The sequence below is a fragment of the Peribacillus sp. NPDC097895 genome, from assembly GCF_050277555.1.
Taxonomy (GTDB): domain Bacteria; phylum Bacillota; class Bacilli; order Bacillales; family DSM-1321; genus Peribacillus.
The window spans coordinates 362,053-378,183 of the sequence record NZ_JBNNSH010000002.1 but is presented as its reverse complement, the minus strand read 5'-3'; the positions used below and the strand labels follow the sequence as shown (position 1 = coordinate 378,183).

The following is a 16,131-nucleotide window of genomic DNA, read 5'->3' as shown; positions in this document are numbered from 1 at the left end:
GGAGTGTATGATTTGAAGATCAAAAGCTATAGTAAGGTATTAAGTGCATTGGCCATTTCGTCTCTACTGCTTGCAGCATGCTCGGATGATACGGAGAAATCGTCAACGAAAGAGAAAAAAGGGAAAGCGGTCGAACAGGTCGATGCTTCTAAATTCCCGACAAAGACCACTAATCAAGGAGAGCCGATCAAAGGCGGCCACCTGACATATGGATTGGTATCAGATACCCCGTTTGAAGGGATATTAAACAAAGTTTTCTATCAAGGAGAACCGGATAACCAAGTTATCACATTCTTTGATGAAGATCTATTGGATACAGATGAAAACTATGTGTTCACGAATGATGGTGCCGCTACTTATGAGATTTCAGATGATCATAAAACGGTGACACTGACGATTAAGGATAATGTAAACTGGCATGATGGGAAACCTGTGACAGGTGAGGATTTAGAATATGCATATCTAGTCATGGGAAGCAAGGATTACAAAGGTGTACGCTATGATGAACAAATGGCTTTAATCGAAGGTATGGAAGAGTATCATGAAGGCAAAGCGGATAACATTTCAGGCATTAAGGTGGACGGAAAGAAAATCGTTTTCACTTTCAAGAAAGCGAATCCTTCGGTTACGACTGGATTGTGGACATACCCGCTTCATAAAGAATACTTAAAAGATGTTCCTATAGCAGACTTGGAATCTTCGGATAAAATCCGTAAAAATCCGATTGGTTTTGGACCATTTAAAGTGAAGAAAATCGTTCAAGGGGAAGCGGTCGAATTTGAAGCGAATAAGGATTATTACCGCGGTGAACCTAAATTGGACAGTATCACATTGAAAGTCGTGAATCCATCAATCGTCGTAAAGTCCCTTGAAAATGGTGACCTTGATGTAGCCGAGGTCTTGGCTGAGCAATATGATCAGGCTAAGGAATTGGATAATGTCGAATTATTGGGGAAAGTTGAATTGGCTTATTCCTATATTGGTTTCAATTTCGGCTACTATGATAAAGAAAAAGAAGAAAATATTATGGATGAGAATCCTAAATTCGGTGACAAACGCCTTCGTCAGGCGATGGCATATGCCATCAATAATGAAGAAGTGGGCGAAAAGATGTACAAGGGCCTTCGCTTCCCTGCCAACTCGGTCATTACACCAAACTTCAAATATAACAATAAAGATGTAAAAGCCTATGAATATGATCCTGAAAAAGCAAAAAAGCTTTTGGATGAAGCAGGATTTGTGGATACAAATAAAGATGGCATTCGTGAAGATGCGGATGGGAAAGAGTTTAAGATCAATTTTGCTTCCATGAGCGGTTCCGATGTTTCCGAGCCTCTTGCAAGGTATTATATCCAACAATGGGAACAGGTAGGTTTGGATGTTGAATTACAGGACGGTAGGCTGCATGAGTTCAATTCATTCTATGACCTATTGAAAAAGGATAATGATCAAGTCGATGTTTATTCAGCTGCATGGGGAGTCGCTTCCGATCCGGATCCATCTGGTCTATGGGCTAGATCTGCGGAATTTAACTATACTCGCTGGGTGAATGATAAAAATGATGAGCTTCTGGCTAAAGGGATTTCAGAGGAAGCCTTCGATGATCAATATCGGATCGATACGTATAATGAGTGGCAAGAATTGATCCATGAAGAGGTTCCAGTCATTCCGACATTATTCCGTTATCAATTGACGGGAGTGAATGAACGGGTTACGGGTTATGATTACCTTGCAGGTCGCCAATATCAATGGCATAATGTGGGCGTAACCAAATAATATTATTGATTGATTTCAATCGGCTGCCTGTATAGGTGGCCGATTTTTTGCGTTTCAACGGTGTGGTTTAAGGCTATATACATAATAGTAAGTAATTGGAAGGGTGATATGGATGGAAGTGAGAAATCCTAATGAAACAAAGAGAGAGTTAGAAATATTGTTTACTGAATCGGTTGGTCGATTGCTGAAACCTCTTGAAGAGGAAATCATTGCAGACATTGTAGCCTATCCAGACGAAAAGAGAATTGCCTTCTTGGAATTTATGAAGGAAATGTCCAACAACCAAAGACAGTTAAAGTAAGTTGAACGTTCATCATGGAGGAGGTTTCTTTATGAGTAACGAAGATATGAGCAGATATAAGGTATGGCGTGGAAAAGGAAAATGAATATGGAGAATGTGGCGTTATATGGAATTTCAACATTGGCTATGGCCATCATGCCTGTTCGTGCCCATATGAGTTAATTCAATCAAAGGACCGTCTTTTGGCGGTCCTTTGTATGTTAAAAGTTGGCATGAAAAGATATAATAAACAAAAGAGGAAAGGAGAGATGACATGAGTATAATCAAAGAAAAGGAAATCGTATCATACATAAAAGATTTAGTATCCATACCTAGTCCCTCCGGCTATTCGGAGCAAGCCATTAAATATGCAGCCGAATTCATGGAGAAAAGGCAAGTTGCATACAAGATTACGAATAAAGGCGCACTACTTGCCACATTAAAAGGCGAAGATGATAGCAGACATCGATTGCTGACTGCACATGTCGATACTTTAGGAGCGATGGTTAAGGAAATTAAGTCGAATGGCCGCCTGAAATTGACCATGATCGGTGGTTTCCGGTGGAATTCAGTTGAAGGGGAGTATTGTAAAATCCATACGGCTAACGGGACAACTATCACCGGAACCATTTTAATCAATCAGACCTCTGTTCATGTTTATAAAAATGCAGGAGAGGCCAAGCGTGATGATGAGACAATTGAAGTCCGTATAGATGCTGTCGTGAAAACTAAAAAGGAAACGGAGGCCATTGGCATTTCTGTTGGTGATTTTGTCTCTTTTGAACCAAGAGTGGAGGAGTCGGATACAGGCTTTTTGAAATCAAGGCATTTGGATGATAAAGCAAGCGTTGGCATCCTCCTTCATATCATTGACCTTATTTCTGCAGGAAAGATAAAATTGGCATATACGACCCATTTCCTGATATCCAACAATGAAGAAATCGGTTATGGCGGAAATTCCAATATCCCAGAGAAAACAATCGAATATCTGGCCGTCGACATGGGAGCGATCGGTGATGGACAATCAACGGATGAATTCAGCGTTTCAATTTGCGCAAAAGACTCCTCAGGTCCCTATCATTATAAATTACGTCAGCATCTTGTCGCACTTGCCCAAGCCAATGCTGTTGACTGCCGCGTCGATATTTATCCGTATTATGGATCGGACGCCTCAGCTGCGATCCGGGCAGGATACGATGTCGTACATGGTTTAATCGGACCGGGAATTGATGCTTCCCATGCCTTTGAGAGGACTCATATCTCTTCATTAAAGCATACAGCCAATCTGATTTTGCATTATATCCAATCGGAGTTGGTTTAATCATTAAAAACCCGCACTCATCTATGAGTGCGGGTTTTTAATTGGTTTTTTTAGCTGTAATTTTATTTTACTCGTGAATTTCAGTCATTTACTCGAAAGTTTTGCCTTATTACTTGTGGATGCCAAATACTAGTAATTTATAATGATAATTCTTGTGGAGCTTCGCCATTGTTGTTCATCAATCGGATGCTTTCAGGCTTAATTTGAAGGATTAAATAGTTTGGATCTTTCGGACCGTCAAACCAATTTTCAAATGACTCATTCCATAATTTATCCTTCAGTTCCTGTGAATCGTTAATTTTAGATGTCCCTGAGATTTCTAAGTAAGAATCGCCTAACCCTTCATTTTCGTAGCCGATCAGGATGTGAACATTAGGGTTCTTTTCAATTTCATCAATTTTTTCCGTTTTAGCACTCGTTGGTGTGTATAAAGTTAATTCGTCGTTAAAAAAAGTCATATAGCGTGAATGTGGTTTGTTATTTTCTACAGATGATAAAACTCCTATTTTATGATTACCGATGATGTTCAATGCTTTTTCTTTTAATTGGTTTTGGCTCATCTTTGCACACTCCTTATATTTTTTACTCTATTACTTTTCCTCTATTTTCATAAAGTTAAACAAATTTCTACAGTTTGCTAATTTTATGAATGAAGACTAAGGCAAGATGCCATACTAGTCATTATGTGTTCTTTAAAGAGCCATTTAATGATCTTAATCCATATGTAAAGGTGAGTATGAGGAATGAATTGTGGTGAATTACTTATCATTGGCGGGGCAGAGGATAAGTGCCTTGAAGGTGAAGTATTAAATAAATTTGTCGAGCTTTCAATCCGCTCCGATGGCGGAATAGGAATACTGCCGACAGCAAGTGAAATTCCTGAAGAAGTGAGTTTGGAGTATATCAAGATTTTTAGAGATTTAGGCGTGGGAAGGGTGGAAGTGATCAAGTTGGATTCTAGGAAAGATGCGGACGATCCGGCACTTTGTGAACAGCTGATTTCTTATTCCGCCATCTTCATTACAGGAGGAAACCAAAGCCGGTTGTCTGAATTGATCGGACAATCCAAATTCCACCATGCCCTTTCTAAAGCTTGGCATAATGGAATGGTGATAGCGGGAACTAGTGCGGGTGCTTCCATTTTAGGTAAAGATATGATTGTCGCCGCTGATACGATGCTGAATGATGATAAGTTAAAGGTAGAGCTTGGGCAAGGGTTCGGATTCCTGGACGGCCTGATCATTGATCAACATTTTTCCCAGCGTGGCCGCTTTGATCGTCTATTAAGCGCAATAGCGGCAAATAAAGAAATTATGGGTATTGGCATTGATGAAAATACAGCTATTTTAGTTAATGACGGCCATTTTGAAGTATTTGGACAACATCAAGTTTTAGTGCTTGATGGCAGTAAAAGCGATTATATCAATATCACATCTTCTGATAATGGCAGTGAAGAACTGACTCTCTCGGGATTTAATCTTCATGCACTTACCAGGGGCTATCGTTTTGACCTGCTTACCAGGAAATTGTTGATGAAGAAGGGGAGCCAACCATGATAATCAATCGAGTCCGTTATTTAAAAGGACCCAATTATTTTGCTTATACACCAACGATTTGCATTGAATTGGATATAGGTGAATTGGAAGAGAAACCATCTGATACCATTCCTGGGTTCAATGAAAAATTGTTAAAGCTGCTCCCTAATCTTGGAAGCCATACATGTTCAAAGGGGTATCGAGGAGGGTTTGCTGAAAGGCTCAAGAAAGGTACATGGATGGCCCATATATTGGAGCATATGACAATTGAGCTTCAAAACTTGGCCGGAATCGATGCCATTCGAGGAAAAACGATAATGATGGGAAAGAAGGGTCATTATTATGTTACATATGACTATCAGGAGCAAGAATCAGGTCTTCAAGCTTTTTTGGCAGCTAAAGAAATCGCGGAAGCCATCCTGAATGTTGAAAACAATATAAATGTACAATTATATGTAAAACAAATTGAACAGATCTATTATCAAAATAAACTAGGGCCAAGTACGGAAGCCATTTTTAAGGCAGCACAAGCAAAAAGTATTCCTGTCGAACGAATGGGTGATGATAGTTTACTGCGTTTAGGAACAGGTTCAAGGCAGAAGTATGTCCAGGCGACAATTTCAAGCCAGACTTCGAATATTGCCGTGGAGAACTCATGTGATAAATCATTGACCAAAGCGATCTTGAAAGGATGTGGCCTTCCTGTACCTGAAGGGGAAATTGCCCATTCCATTGAGGATATCTTTGACTCAGCGGACAGGCTTGGTTTTCCATTGGTTATAAAACCGTATAACGGTAGGCAGGGCCAAGGGGTCATCACTCATATCAAAAATAAGGATGAACTTTTCAATGTAATCAATTGTTTGGAATCGCATGTAGAGAAGTATATTGTCGAACGACATTTTGAAGGACATGACTACCGGTTATTGATTGTCAACGGAGAGCTTATAGCGTCAAGTTTGAGGCTTCCTCCCTATGTTATTGGAAACGGTAAAGAAACGATACGGAGATTGATAGAAAAGGAAAATCGTAATACGTTGCGGGGAGAGGGCCATGAAAAGCCGATGTCAAAAATTCCGCTTACACACACCGTGACTTGTTATTTGGAAAAGTCGAACAGGACGCTTAATACTATTCCAAAGCAAGGAGAATTGGTACAAGTTGTCGGCAATGCAAACCTTTCAACTGGTGGGAAGGCAATCGATGTAACCGACCAGGTCCATCCAACCATTAAGAACATGGCGGTTGCTGCCGCAAAAGCGATCGGGTTGGATATTGCCGGAATAGATTTTATCTGTGAGGATTTATCCAAACCAATCGACCATTCTCGGACAGCGATCATTGAAGTGAATGCTGCGCCGGGAATTCGAATGCATCACTATCCGAGTGAAGGGGAAAAAAGGGATGTCGGCAAAGCGATAGTGGATTATTTATTCCCGACTCGGGAAGAGGCCGCTATACCGATCATCGCAGTGACCGGAACAAATGGTAAGACGACAACGACTCGATTGGTTCATTACTTTCTTTCAAATGAAAAAACGAAGGTCGGAATGACGAATTCAGATGGAGTATATATCGGTGATGAGGTATTGGACCAAGGTGACTGCAGTGGCCCGATAAGTGCAAGGATGGTATTGGCCCATCCTGAAGTAGATTTGGCTGTTTTGGAAACGGCACGGGGAGGAATTTTGCGTGAAGGTCTGGCTTTTCGTCAATGTGATGTGGGCATCATTACAAATGTGAGTGAGGATCACCTCGGCAGTGATGGAATTGATACATTGGAGGATCTTGTAAAATTAAAGCGGCTGATTGCCGAAATCGTTCTGAAAACGGGATACTGTATACTGAATGCGAATGATCCGAATGTGGCAGCCATGGAAGCTTATACAGATGGGCAAGTCATTTACACCTCTACGGATGCCACTCAGCCACTGGTGAAGGCCGCAATTAAAGAAGGGTGTAAGGTTTGGTATGTCAATGAGCAAGGGATGATTCTTCATGCATCAGGTGGTATCATCCATCAATTTATGGATTGCAATAAGATTCCAATAACGATCTCCGGCATGGCACGTCATAATATCGCCAATTTACTTCAGGCGTTAGCCGCAGCTCATACACAAGGCATTTCCATGGAAGACCTAAGAAAGAAGGCTGTCTCGTTTATGCCTGATACGAATTTATCCAAAGGACGTTTCAATTTAAAAAAGTTAAAAGAGCGAACCATCATCATCGACTATGCACATAATGAAGCAGGATTAAAAGCCATATTCGAAACGGTCAGTGCCTATAACAGAAATCGTCTTATCACTGTTTTGGCAGGGCCGGGGGACCGGATTGATGAAGAGCTTATCAGGCTCTCCAAGGTGGCGGCAATGCATTCTGATTTGTTCATCATTAAAGAAGACGATGATCTACGGGGAAGGGAACCCTTTGAGGTAGCAAAACTGCTTCAGGAAGCTGCGATAGAAGAAGGGCTACATAAAGATCGGACTTGTATCGTGCTTAACGAATTGGATGCATTCGTTAAAGCTTGGGAAACATCACAACCAGGTGACCTATTATTATTCTTTTACACGGATTTCGGATATGTTGAACGGTTTTTCGAAAAAGTTTCAAAATATCCATTGCCGAAGAAATAAAAGACCGTGCATTTCGCCATGCGGAATGCACGATTTTATTTTATAATGTCCTTCCCAGAAATGAAGCAGTCAAGTTGATCTCGCTGAATGGAATCCTGTTTAGTAAGCATCCTCATCACCTCAAGTTTTAAACTTCTATTAAATAAAAAAGACTGTAGGAAAAAGGAGTTCTATCTAACTGTTAAATCAAAGTTGATTGGAACGGGTGTACAAGACTTCCGCAGAAAGCGAGTGCCTGGTGAGGAAATAACGGTCAAATTTTAAAAACAAAAAAAACTGTAGACAAACTCCATTATTATCGAGTTTGTCTACAGTCTAAAGCTAATCCATGGATTAGCTTTTTTTCATTACCGTTTCATTCCCAGCATGGACATTGACGTGGTCTTTTTTATATACTCGTTGCAGTACGATGGACTGAACAATCATGAACAATCCTCCAATTGACCAATACAGTGGCAATGCAGCAGGAGCGGAGAAAGAAATGAATAAAATCATTGCTGGTGATAGCAGGCTCATCAGCTTCATTTGTTTCTGCTGTTCTTCCGGCATTTGTCTCATGGAAATGACCGATTGGAAATAATAGATGATCCCAGCGATAACCGCCATGGCAATATTCGGCTGGCCAAGGCTGAACCAAAGAAAACTATGTGTCGCAATTTCATGGGACCCTTGAATCGCATAATAAAAGCCCATTAAAATCGGCATTTGTATTAAAAGGGGCAGACAGCCCATATTTAGTGGGTTGACTCCATGTTTTTGGTAAAGCTGCATCATTTCCTGTTGTAGGGCCTTTTGTTTAGCTGGATCTTTCGTTTCTTTAATTTTTTGCTGGATTGCTGCCATTTCCGGTTTCAGCCCATTCATCTTCGTTTTCATGCTGAGCTGTGTTTTATATTGCTTTGCAGTCAGTGGAAGTAAGACAAGACGGATGAAAAAGGTCATCATAATAATGCTTAAACCATAGTTACCATTAAATAAATCTGCATTGAATTCAAGCAATTTTGTCATAGGGTTAACCAATGCAGTGTGAAATGGGCCGCTAGTAGCTGCAGAACATCCTGTCAAAAGGGTTGTTGCTAAAAATAGTACGGTCATTAGAAACAAGTTTTTCTTCTTCAAAATAATTCCTCCTCGAATTGTTAATGATTAAACAACTAGAAGGAGGCTTGGCTCATCAGGATCATCGGGTGCATCCTTTTTCCTAATAAATGTGAAAAAGCGCTGTGCACCGCGCCAGTCAAAAATGCTGCCTGCATGAACAGGGGATTTACTTTTATCTGAATGAACGGAAGCTTGATGTTTATCGTTCAAGAGTGATTGATTTTTATTTAAGAAGTATAACGCAGCCAGTGGAAAGACAAAGGTAAATAAATAACCTGCCAATACCGCATGGCGAACGGTTTGATAATCGAACTCTAATAATAATTCCCACATAGGAATCCCTCGTTTTTTCTAAGATTAGAAAATTTAGTTCGGTTGGCCTCTGAATAATAAAACAGTTAGGGCCTAGAATATCTATCGATCTTACTGAACTTAAATCATAAGAACACTATATCAGATTCTAATGTAAGAAAGCTAAAAAATATAGGGATATTTTCAAAAAATACACAGGTAATATTTTCTGATAGAAGAATTTGATGCTAAAAGTGCATATAGAGTCAAGCTTCAAGTACTATGGAGCTTGATTGCACACATATTATAGAAGAAGCATTGTTTTTGCTTCTAATTCAAGAGTTTCAATCCAAAAGATAATCAGGGTAATCAGAAACGATGCCATCTAACTTCATCTTCTTGATCATGCGCATTTGTTTTTTATTGTTGACGGTCCATGTATATACTTTCATTCCATGCTCTTGGATTCGCATTTGCAGCTTGGTATTCAAAATCGTATGCTTAGGATTCAAAAATGAAGCAAACTCTGCTATTTCTTTTAATTTTTGGTCAGTAATACGCCGCTTTATCAAAACCCCAACTTGGATGTCAGGCATTAGTTGATGAAACCTTTTCATGGATTCCATATCGAACGAATGAACCATGATCCTATTATTATCTGACGGGTACTCGTGGAATTTACTTAATTCTTCTGCAAGTTTCTTTTCAATGCCGGGATAAAAAGAAGGATGTTTTATTTCGATCAAGATTCCAACTTCTGACCGGAAATGTTCCAATACCTCACTTAGTAAAGGAATCCTTTCGTTTTTAAAACGAGTATGATACCAGCTTCCAGCATCCAATTCCTGTAATTCAGCCGCTGTGTAATCACGGAGGTTCCCTTTACCGTTTGTCGTCCGATCCAGCGTAGGATCATGATGGATTACAAGTACACCATCTTTACTAAGGTGTACATCCACTTCTAGGAAGTCTGCTCCCAATTCAACTGCTTTATTATAAGATGCCATTGTATTCTCTGGGCAATATCCGGATGCACCGCGATGTCCGATTTTGAGGGGGGAATGTTGCTTAATGATGAAGTCCTCAGGGAAATCACGCTTCGTTCTATTAATGTAAAGAATGAACAAGACAAGGATGATTACCAAAATAATAAGAAAAAATACGATCACCATTTCACACTCCCTTTAGACAAATGATTGGAAACTCTTCGATATCCTATACCCTAACTTAAACGAAATAAAAAAAGTTTGTACTCTAACATCCTCATTTCATAATTTTACATGTTAGGCTGGGAAAAATCATGTTTTGATTCCTGATTCACGGAAATTCGGTTATCCATTTTCAGACTTAAAAGGATTTATTGGAAAGGTATGGAATACTTATAAATTAAGTATCAATAAGGGGGGAAAGCAGATGGAATTGCAAGTGAAACCGAAGTCTAAAAAGTGGAAGGGGAATCTTGGATTATATTTTTCCCTGCCCATTCTTTCTTGGGCCTTTTACGATTTTGCCAACACGATTTTTTCTTCTAATATCAATACGATTTTCTTCCCGTTTTTCCTCCAGGAACAGATTGGGGAAAATGCTGTCCTTGATCAGATCGCGAGCACCTTCATTTCTTACGCAAATGCAATTGCCAGTTTGTTTCTAGTTTTGTTTTCCCCACTTTTTGGGGTGATGATCGATCGAACGGGAAAAATGAAAAAATACATCATGATTTTCACACTCATTTCCGTTGCATGCACATTTACAATGGGGATTTTTGGGGGATTATCGTTCGATGGAAAAATTCTTGGCATTCCCATTTCGTTAGCGATCGTCATTCTTTTATTTGTGATTGCTAAGTTTTTCTATCATTCAAGTCTTGTTTTCTATGACGCGATGATGAGTGATCTGGGAACGAAACAGCAATTACCGCTTATTTCTGGGTTTGGGGTGGCTGTCGGATATCTAGGAACGTTAGTAGGGCTGTCCATCTATCCATTTATAAGTAAAGGGAGTTCACATGAAGCCTTTATGCCCACAGCCATTTTATTTCTGGTTTTTTCCCTTCCCTTATTCTTTTTTTTAAAAGAGACTCCAAAACAGCAAAAAGCAAAAGAACCTTTTATTTCAGGTTATAAGGAAATTAGGACAACATTTAAAGAGATGCAATCCTATCGATCGGTATTTACATTCATGATTGCTTATTTCTTTCTAAACGACGCAATTGCGACCACGATTGGTATGATGGCCGTTTATGCCAAGACTGTTGTTGGATTTTCTTCAAGCGGATTCATTTTGCTTTATTTGGTATCGACAGTATCAAGTATTGTCGGATCGTTTCTGTTTGGATACATCACTCAGTCAAAGGGACCGCGGCTCGCTGTGACATATGTGGGCATTCTGCTCTTAATCGCTTTATTTGTAGCGGTCTTTGCACAAACTTCTCTTTGGTTCTGGGTTGCGGGTAGTATGTTCGGCATTTCGCTTGGTTCGATGTGGGTGACATCAAGGACCTATATCATTGAATTGACTCCAAAGGAGAAGAGGGGACAGTTTTTTGGGCTATTTGCATTCTCTGGCAAAGTTTCTTCAATTATCGGCCCTCTTTTGTATGGAACGATTACGTTGATTTTCCATGACCTTGGTACATTGGCGAGCAGGATGGCATTAGGGTCATTGATCATCATGGCGGTAATAGGACTGGGCTTTCTGTTGAAATTAAAAAAATTGGAAGAAGTGAAATGAAAAAAAGGGAATGGAGCAAGCCTAATGCCGGGTCCATTCCCTTTTATTTTAATCCTTATACCAAATTTAAGGTGACGTCAATATTCCCACGAGTTGCTTTTGAATAGGGGCAGACCATGTGAGCCTTTTTGACAAAGTCTCCGGCTTCTTCCTTGCTTAGATCAGGAATTGAAACATCCAATTTCACAGCCAGCTTAAAGCCGCCGTCTTCCTCATCTTTACCAATTGTGACATTTGCCGTCACGGATGTATCAACTTTTTTCTTTTCTTTTTGCAGAACAAGATTCAAGGCACTGTCAAAGCAGGCCGCATAACCGGCTGCAAATAACTGTTCAGGGTTTGTTGCACTCTCGCCGGAACCACCTAACTCCTTCGGTGACCTTACATCGAAATCCAGGATTCCGTCCTCTGATTTAACATGTCCTTCGCGACCACCGTGTACGGTGACTGTAGCTGTATATAATGGTTTCAATCAAAACAACTCCTTTGTCTATTCTTACTATCATTTGTTCCCCACTGTAAGTCTGATTAAACAAAATGAAAGTGAGTTTATGAAGATTTTGCTTAAAAGTATTGTTTGAAAATGGTTTTAAATTGGAAAAATCTGCTTTATAATGGACTGTATTAGGAAGAATAATACACCCATTATTTAGGGGGAGGTCGATTATGTTTGAGTTGGATGTAGAAAATAGTAAACCCATATATGAGCAACTGATGGATAAGTTTAAGGAACTAATGATTAATGACGTTTTACAGGAGCATAATCAGCTTCCATCCATTCGAATATTGGCTCGGGAATTGACTATCAATCCAAATACAATCCAAAAGGCATACAAACAACTTGAATCTGACGGGTATATTTATACCTTACCAGGCAAAGGTAATTTCGTTGCCCCTCCTACATCTTTGAAAAATTCATTAGAAGAAAAGATTAGAAACGAGCTTGAAAAGGTTTTTGCCGAAGCTCTGTATATCGGAATCGATAAACATGAAATTTATAGACTATTAGAAAAGGGGGGAGATTCATGATTGATATAAAACAGGTGAGTAAACTATATGAAGGAAAAGAAGCTATCAAGAACGTCAGCTTGGTCATACAAAAGGGCTCCATATTCGGCTTGTTAGGTTCGAATGGGGCAGGGAAAACGACCCTATTAAAGATGCTTTCGGGTAATCTGATTCAAGATGCCGGTGAAGTTCTTATTGAACGATCACATGTGTTTGAAAACCGTGAAGTGAAAAGTCGTTGTTTCTTCCTGCCTGATACGCCTTACTTCTTGGCCAACTATACGATCTTGCAGATGGCGGCTTTTTACAGCCAGGTTTATAGTCAATGGAATCAAGAGCGTTTCTATCAATTACAGGAAGTATTCCCGATACCCTTACAATACAAAATACATAAACTATCAAAGGGGATGCAGAGACAGGTTGCTTTTTGGCTCGCTCTCTCGACGATGCCGGAAGTTCTGATCCTGGATGAACCTTTTGACGGGTTAGATCCGGTCATGCGTAAAAGTGTGAGACAGTTGTTGATTCAGGATGTTTCTGAACGGGATATGACGATTTTGATTTCGTCCCATAATCTACGGGAAATTGAAGATTTAGCCGATCATGTAGGCATATTGCATAAAGGGCAGCTTGTTATCCAAAAGGATTTGGACGATTTAAAAGCGGATGTACACAAAGTGCAGATTGCCTTTAAACATAAGATTCCCTATGGGTTATACCGCGGAATTCAAGTTCTTAACAAAGAAAGACGTGGCAGCGTGATCGTATGCATTGTGAAAGGAAAGGAATCCATGATTAAATCCCACTTTAATCAGTTTCAGCCAGAAATATTCGATATTCTCCCCCTTACTTTAGAGGAGATATTCATTTATGAAATGGGGGATATAGGTTATGTCATCCAGAATAACCTTGTTTAATAAAGAACTGATTATCTATATTTTCAGAAGCACAGGCTGGATTGGTTTCCTATATTTCATCGGCCTCATTTTTGCTTTGCCTCTGGAGATGCTAACGATTATTTTGAATGAGAATAATGAATATGTGAAATTCGAAAACCTTTTTTCCAGTCAGCAGATGATTCAATTTGTCTTGGTCATTGTTATACCAGTATTACTTGCCATCTTTCTTTTTCGATTTTTACAGTTAAAACAAGCCTCAGATTTTATTCATAGTTTACCGATTACTAGACGCAACATCTATTTTCATATGATTGGTACGGGAATTGGCTTCATCGTTTTGCCTATTTTACTTACAGGTTCAATATTGATGTTGTTCCACTCGGCAATTGATATAGAAAGGCTTTATACCATGGCGGATATTTGGTCCTGGATGGGAATTACATTCATTTTGGAAGCTATTATCTTTTCTGTTGCCGTTTTAATTGGAATGGTGACGGGATTATCTGCATTGCAAGGCTTGCTGACCTATGTTTTTCTTGCACTTCCGGTGGGTTTATTTATATTGACTACAGCCAACGTAAAGCTTTTGTTAGCAGGGTTTTCTGCAGATTATTATCTAAGTGCCAATATGAAAGGAATTTCACCCTTATTAGCTGCAACTGAGATGGAGAAAATTTCATTTTTATCGGTTAATACAGTAATCTACGCTGTATTGACCTTGCTCTTTTTACTTATTTCTCTTGTACTATATGAGAGGAGAAAGTTGGAGCATGTATCGCAAGCGTTTGTTTTTCCAAAGATTAAGCCATTATTTAAATTTGGCCTGACTGTATGCATGATGCTGTTTACAGGCTTTTATTTTAGCGAAACGACAGGAAAACTCGGATGGATTTTATTCGGATATGCCGTCGGTTCTTTGCTTGGGTATTATTTAGGGGAAATCGTCCTGCAAAAGACATGGCGAATAAGCTTCAATCTGAGAGGCTATGTAACATTTACGGTTGTGGTTATCGTGCTGGCGCTCATTTTAAAAATAGACCCCATTCGGTTTAAGTCCAAGATTCCTGAAGAGAAGATGATAAGCCAAATATATATTGGCAATTCTCCTTTGTTTATTGATGATGAAACAACGGATATTGCACCCACTTTTCTTAAAGAAAAGGAAAATATAGAAGCGATCCGGTTACTGCATCAACAAATTATCGAAAAGGGAAAAAAGGTTTCGTTTGGTGAATTGAATGATGGACAATCCGTATTCCTAATGTATGAACTCAAGAATGGAAAAAGGTTAGCAAGAGAGTATCATCTGCATAATTACGACTCATACCTGCAGCTATTGGCTAAAATTTATGAGTCCAGTGAATATAAAAAAACGGTGAATGAGTTATTGAATGTGTCAGCCAGTGACGTTTCCCAAATTAAGATAACCGCGAGCGGACAAGTGGACAAATTCGTATCGATCACGGATGGTCATCAGCTACAAGAAGCCGTGCAGGCATTGTCGGAGGATCTGAATAATCAGTCGTTGGCTCAAATGACAAATCCTTTTGGGGATTATGCCTCTATTGACATTCTTTTGAATAATAACAAAAGCATTAATCTGAATTGGGATTCTTCTTATTCTCGGTTTTCAAAATGGATGGAACAAACTGGGCAGGCAGAAGAAGCGAGGTTAATGGCTGACGATATCGATTATATTCTTGTGGTAAAGACCAATCCGCAAATTTATGATTCGATTTCTGAAAGTGAACTTGTACAACAGATTGAACAGCAGCGGAATCGTTTGAAAATCAACACGGCTTCAGAAATCGAAACAGCCATTGATCATGCTCAAATCAATTGGGATGGAGAGTATGCAGCTGCCTTTTATTATAAAGATAGCAGAAGTGTGGATATCAAGAGTTTTACTAGTGATCATGTTCCCGGATTTATTTTGGAACATTTTAACGAATGAAAGGGAAGGGGAAACCCGAGATAGAGCAAATTGATGATGAGTCCATAAAATATAAAGGATGCCACCGATGTCGGTGGCATCCTTTATCAGTGCATATGTTTGTGTGTCTATACTTTATAATTTTACGACGTTTTTAGCTTGAGGTCCGCGGCTTCCCTCTTCGATTTCAAATTCAACCTCTTGACCTTCATCAAGTGTCTTGAAACCCTCACCCTGAATGGCGGAAAAATGTACGAATACATCATCTTCGTTTGGTACTTCAATAAATCCAAATCCTTTGTCACTATTAAACCACTTAACTTTACCTGTTACTGTCATTCGATGAATCCTCCTAAAAAATTAAAAAATATTAATGGTGATGATTTTTCCTTTTTTGAAAAAATCAATTTCACACATTATCAAGTACCCTCATTCAATTTGAATTTATCATACGAAGATGCTTGATAATATGTGAATGCTTTCTGGATACACTTACAAAATACATATGTTTTATTTCTGGTGGAATTTCCAATTTTTTAGTATATACCCACCTTTATAAAGGATAAAACAAATGGAAGTAATTTATACATTTTCATTTGGGGATATAATAGTAGGGAT

General features: G+C 39.3%; 15 protein-coding genes. 9 read left to right on the top strand and 6 right to left on the bottom strand.

The window, feature by feature from the left end:
• The first annotated feature begins 12 nt into the window (after positions 1–12).
• The 3 genes from opp4A (at position 13) to ACQKMH_RS13090 (ending at position 3,377) form a co-directional block, all read left to right on the top strand.
• Complete coding sequence (opp4A, locus tag ACQKMH_RS13100; protein WP_427587905.1) at positions 13–1,776, top strand: oligopeptide ABC transporter substrate-binding protein; 1,764 nt, start codon at positions 13–15, stop codon at positions 1,774–1,776.
• 112 nt (positions 1,777–1,888) lie between these two features.
• Positions 1,889–2,077 (top strand): hypothetical protein, encoded by a 189-nt coding sequence (locus ACQKMH_RS13095; RefSeq protein WP_427587904.1) that lies wholly within the window; start codon positions 1,889–1,891, stop codon positions 2,075–2,077.
• Positions 2,078–2,330: 253 nt separating this feature from the next.
• Positions 2,331–3,377 carry a M42 family metallopeptidase gene (locus tag ACQKMH_RS13090; protein ID WP_427587903.1) on the top strand — a complete coding sequence of 349 codons (1,047 nt, stop codon included), beginning with the start codon at positions 2,331–2,333 and terminating at the stop codon, positions 3,375–3,377.
• 137 nt (positions 3,378–3,514) lie between these two features.
• Here ACQKMH_RS13090 and ACQKMH_RS13085 read toward each other — a convergent pair whose 3' ends face one another.
• Positions 3,515–3,937 (bottom strand): pyridoxamine 5'-phosphate oxidase family protein, encoded by a 423-nt coding sequence (locus ACQKMH_RS13085; protein ID WP_427587902.1) that lies wholly within the window; start codon positions 3,935–3,937, stop codon positions 3,515–3,517.
• A 183-nt stretch (positions 3,938–4,120) separates the two neighbouring features.
• Between ACQKMH_RS13085 and ACQKMH_RS13080 the strand changes: the two genes are divergently transcribed.
• Together ACQKMH_RS13080 and cphA are read left to right on the top strand one after the other, a co-directional pair.
• Complete coding sequence (locus ACQKMH_RS13080; protein WP_427587900.1) at positions 4,121–4,933, top strand: cyanophycinase; 813 nt, start codon at positions 4,121–4,123, stop codon at positions 4,931–4,933.
• Positions 4,930–7,551, top strand: a complete 2,622-nt coding sequence (gene cphA / locus ACQKMH_RS13075; RefSeq protein ID WP_427587899.1) for a cyanophycin synthetase — start codon at positions 4,930–4,932, stop codon at positions 7,549–7,551. The genes ACQKMH_RS13080 and cphA overlap by 4 nt, the downstream gene beginning before the upstream one ends.
• A 333-nt stretch (positions 7,552–7,884) precedes the next feature.
• Here cphA and yidC read toward each other — a convergent pair whose 3' ends face one another.
• The 3 genes from yidC to ACQKMH_RS13060 all read right to left on the bottom strand — a co-directional run bounded on the left by yidC (position 7,885) and on the right by ACQKMH_RS13060 (position 10,115).
• A complete protein-coding gene (yidC, locus tag ACQKMH_RS13070; protein ID WP_427587898.1) occupies positions 7,885–8,670 on the bottom strand; it encodes a membrane protein insertase YidC in 786 nt (261 codons plus the stop codon).
• 27 nt (positions 8,671–8,697) lie between these two features.
• Positions 8,698–8,985: a hypothetical protein gene (locus ACQKMH_RS13065; protein WP_427587897.1), complete on the bottom strand. Its 288-nt coding sequence runs from the start codon at positions 8,983–8,985 to the stop codon at positions 8,698–8,700.
• A gap of 302 nt (positions 8,986–9,287) precedes the next feature.
• Complete coding sequence (locus ACQKMH_RS13060) at positions 9,288–10,115, bottom strand: glycerophosphodiester phosphodiesterase (protein ID WP_427587896.1); 828 nt, start codon at positions 10,113–10,115, stop codon at positions 9,288–9,290.
• A gap of 241 nt (positions 10,116–10,356) precedes the next feature.
• Between ACQKMH_RS13060 and ACQKMH_RS13055 the strand changes: the two genes are divergently transcribed.
• Positions 10,357–11,673, top strand: coding sequence for an MFS transporter (locus ACQKMH_RS13055; protein ID WP_427587895.1), 1,317 nt, complete (start codon positions 10,357–10,359; stop codon positions 11,671–11,673).
• Between the two features lie 55 nt (positions 11,674–11,728).
• Here ACQKMH_RS13055 and ACQKMH_RS13050 read toward each other — a convergent pair whose 3' ends face one another.
• A complete protein-coding gene (locus tag ACQKMH_RS13050; protein ID WP_427587893.1) occupies positions 11,729–12,145 on the bottom strand; it encodes an organic hydroperoxide resistance protein in 417 nt (138 codons plus the stop codon).
• A gap of 194 nt (positions 12,146–12,339) precedes the next feature.
• Here ACQKMH_RS13050 and ACQKMH_RS13045 point away from each other — a divergent pair, with 194 nt between their 5' ends.
• From ACQKMH_RS13045 to ACQKMH_RS13035, 3 genes are read left to right on the top strand one after another with little or no spacing between them, the layout of a single operon-like run.
• Entirely contained in the window at positions 12,340–12,702 is a 363-nt protein-coding gene (locus ACQKMH_RS13045; protein ID WP_427587891.1) for a GntR family transcriptional regulator, read from the top strand.
• On the top strand, positions 12,699–13,598 hold the full coding sequence (locus ACQKMH_RS13040; RefSeq protein WP_427587890.1) for an ABC transporter ATP-binding protein: 900 nt from the start codon (positions 12,699–12,701) through the stop codon (positions 13,596–13,598). Before ACQKMH_RS13045 ends, ACQKMH_RS13040 begins: the two co-directional genes overlap by 4 nt.
• The gene (locus tag ACQKMH_RS13035) at positions 13,573–15,534 is read left to right on the top strand and encodes a DUF6449 domain-containing protein (RefSeq protein WP_427587889.1); all 1,962 of its coding nucleotides are present in this window, start codon (positions 13,573–13,575) and stop codon (positions 15,532–15,534) included. Before ACQKMH_RS13040 ends, ACQKMH_RS13035 begins: the two co-directional genes overlap by 26 nt.
• Before the next feature lie 114 nt (positions 15,535–15,648).
• On the opposite strand, the gene ACQKMH_RS13030 is transcribed toward ACQKMH_RS13035, so the two are convergent.
• The gene (locus ACQKMH_RS13030) at positions 15,649–15,852 is read right to left on the bottom strand and encodes a cold-shock protein (protein ID WP_427587888.1); all 204 of its coding nucleotides are present in this window, start codon (positions 15,850–15,852) and stop codon (positions 15,649–15,651) included.
• Positions 15,853–16,131 lie beyond the last annotated feature (279 nt).

What these genes read in the sequence shown, in the direction of transcription:
- ACQKMH_RS13095 (WP_427587904.1), top strand. Translation starts at nt 1,889, where the DNA reads ATGGAAGTGAGAAATCCTAATGAAACAAAGAGAGAGTTAGAAATATTG.
- ACQKMH_RS13090 (WP_427587903.1), top strand. Translation starts at nt 2,331, where the DNA reads ATGAGTATAATCAAAGAAAAGGAAATCGTATCATACATAAAAGATTTA.
- ACQKMH_RS13085 (WP_427587902.1), bottom strand. Translation starts at nt 3,937, where the DNA reads ATGAGCCAAAACCAATTAAAAGAAAAAGCATTGAACATCATCGGTAAT.
- ACQKMH_RS13080 (WP_427587900.1), top strand. Translation starts at nt 4,121, where the DNA reads ATGAATTGTGGTGAATTACTTATCATTGGCGGGGCAGAGGATAAGTGC.
- cphA (WP_427587899.1), top strand. Translation starts at nt 4,930, where the DNA reads ATGATAATCAATCGAGTCCGTTATTTAAAAGGACCCAATTATTTTGCT.
- ACQKMH_RS13065 (WP_427587897.1), bottom strand. Translation starts at nt 8,985, where the DNA reads ATGTGGGAATTATTATTAGAGTTCGATTATCAAACCGTTCGCCATGCG.
- ACQKMH_RS13060 (WP_427587896.1), bottom strand. Translation starts at nt 10,115, where the DNA reads ATGGTGATCGTATTTTTTCTTATTATTTTGGTAATCATCCTTGTCTTG.
- ACQKMH_RS13055 (WP_427587895.1), top strand. Translation starts at nt 10,357, where the DNA reads ATGGAATTGCAAGTGAAACCGAAGTCTAAAAAGTGGAAGGGGAATCTT.
- ACQKMH_RS13045 (WP_427587891.1), top strand. Translation starts at nt 12,340, where the DNA reads ATGTTTGAGTTGGATGTAGAAAATAGTAAACCCATATATGAGCAACTG.
- ACQKMH_RS13040 (WP_427587890.1), top strand. Translation starts at nt 12,699, where the DNA reads ATGATTGATATAAAACAGGTGAGTAAACTATATGAAGGAAAAGAAGCT.
- ACQKMH_RS13035 (WP_427587889.1), top strand. Translation starts at nt 13,573, where the DNA reads ATGTCATCCAGAATAACCTTGTTTAATAAAGAACTGATTATCTATATT.
- ACQKMH_RS13030 (WP_427587888.1), bottom strand. Translation starts at nt 15,852, where the DNA reads ATGACAGTAACAGGTAAAGTTAAGTGGTTTAATAGTGACAAAGGATTT.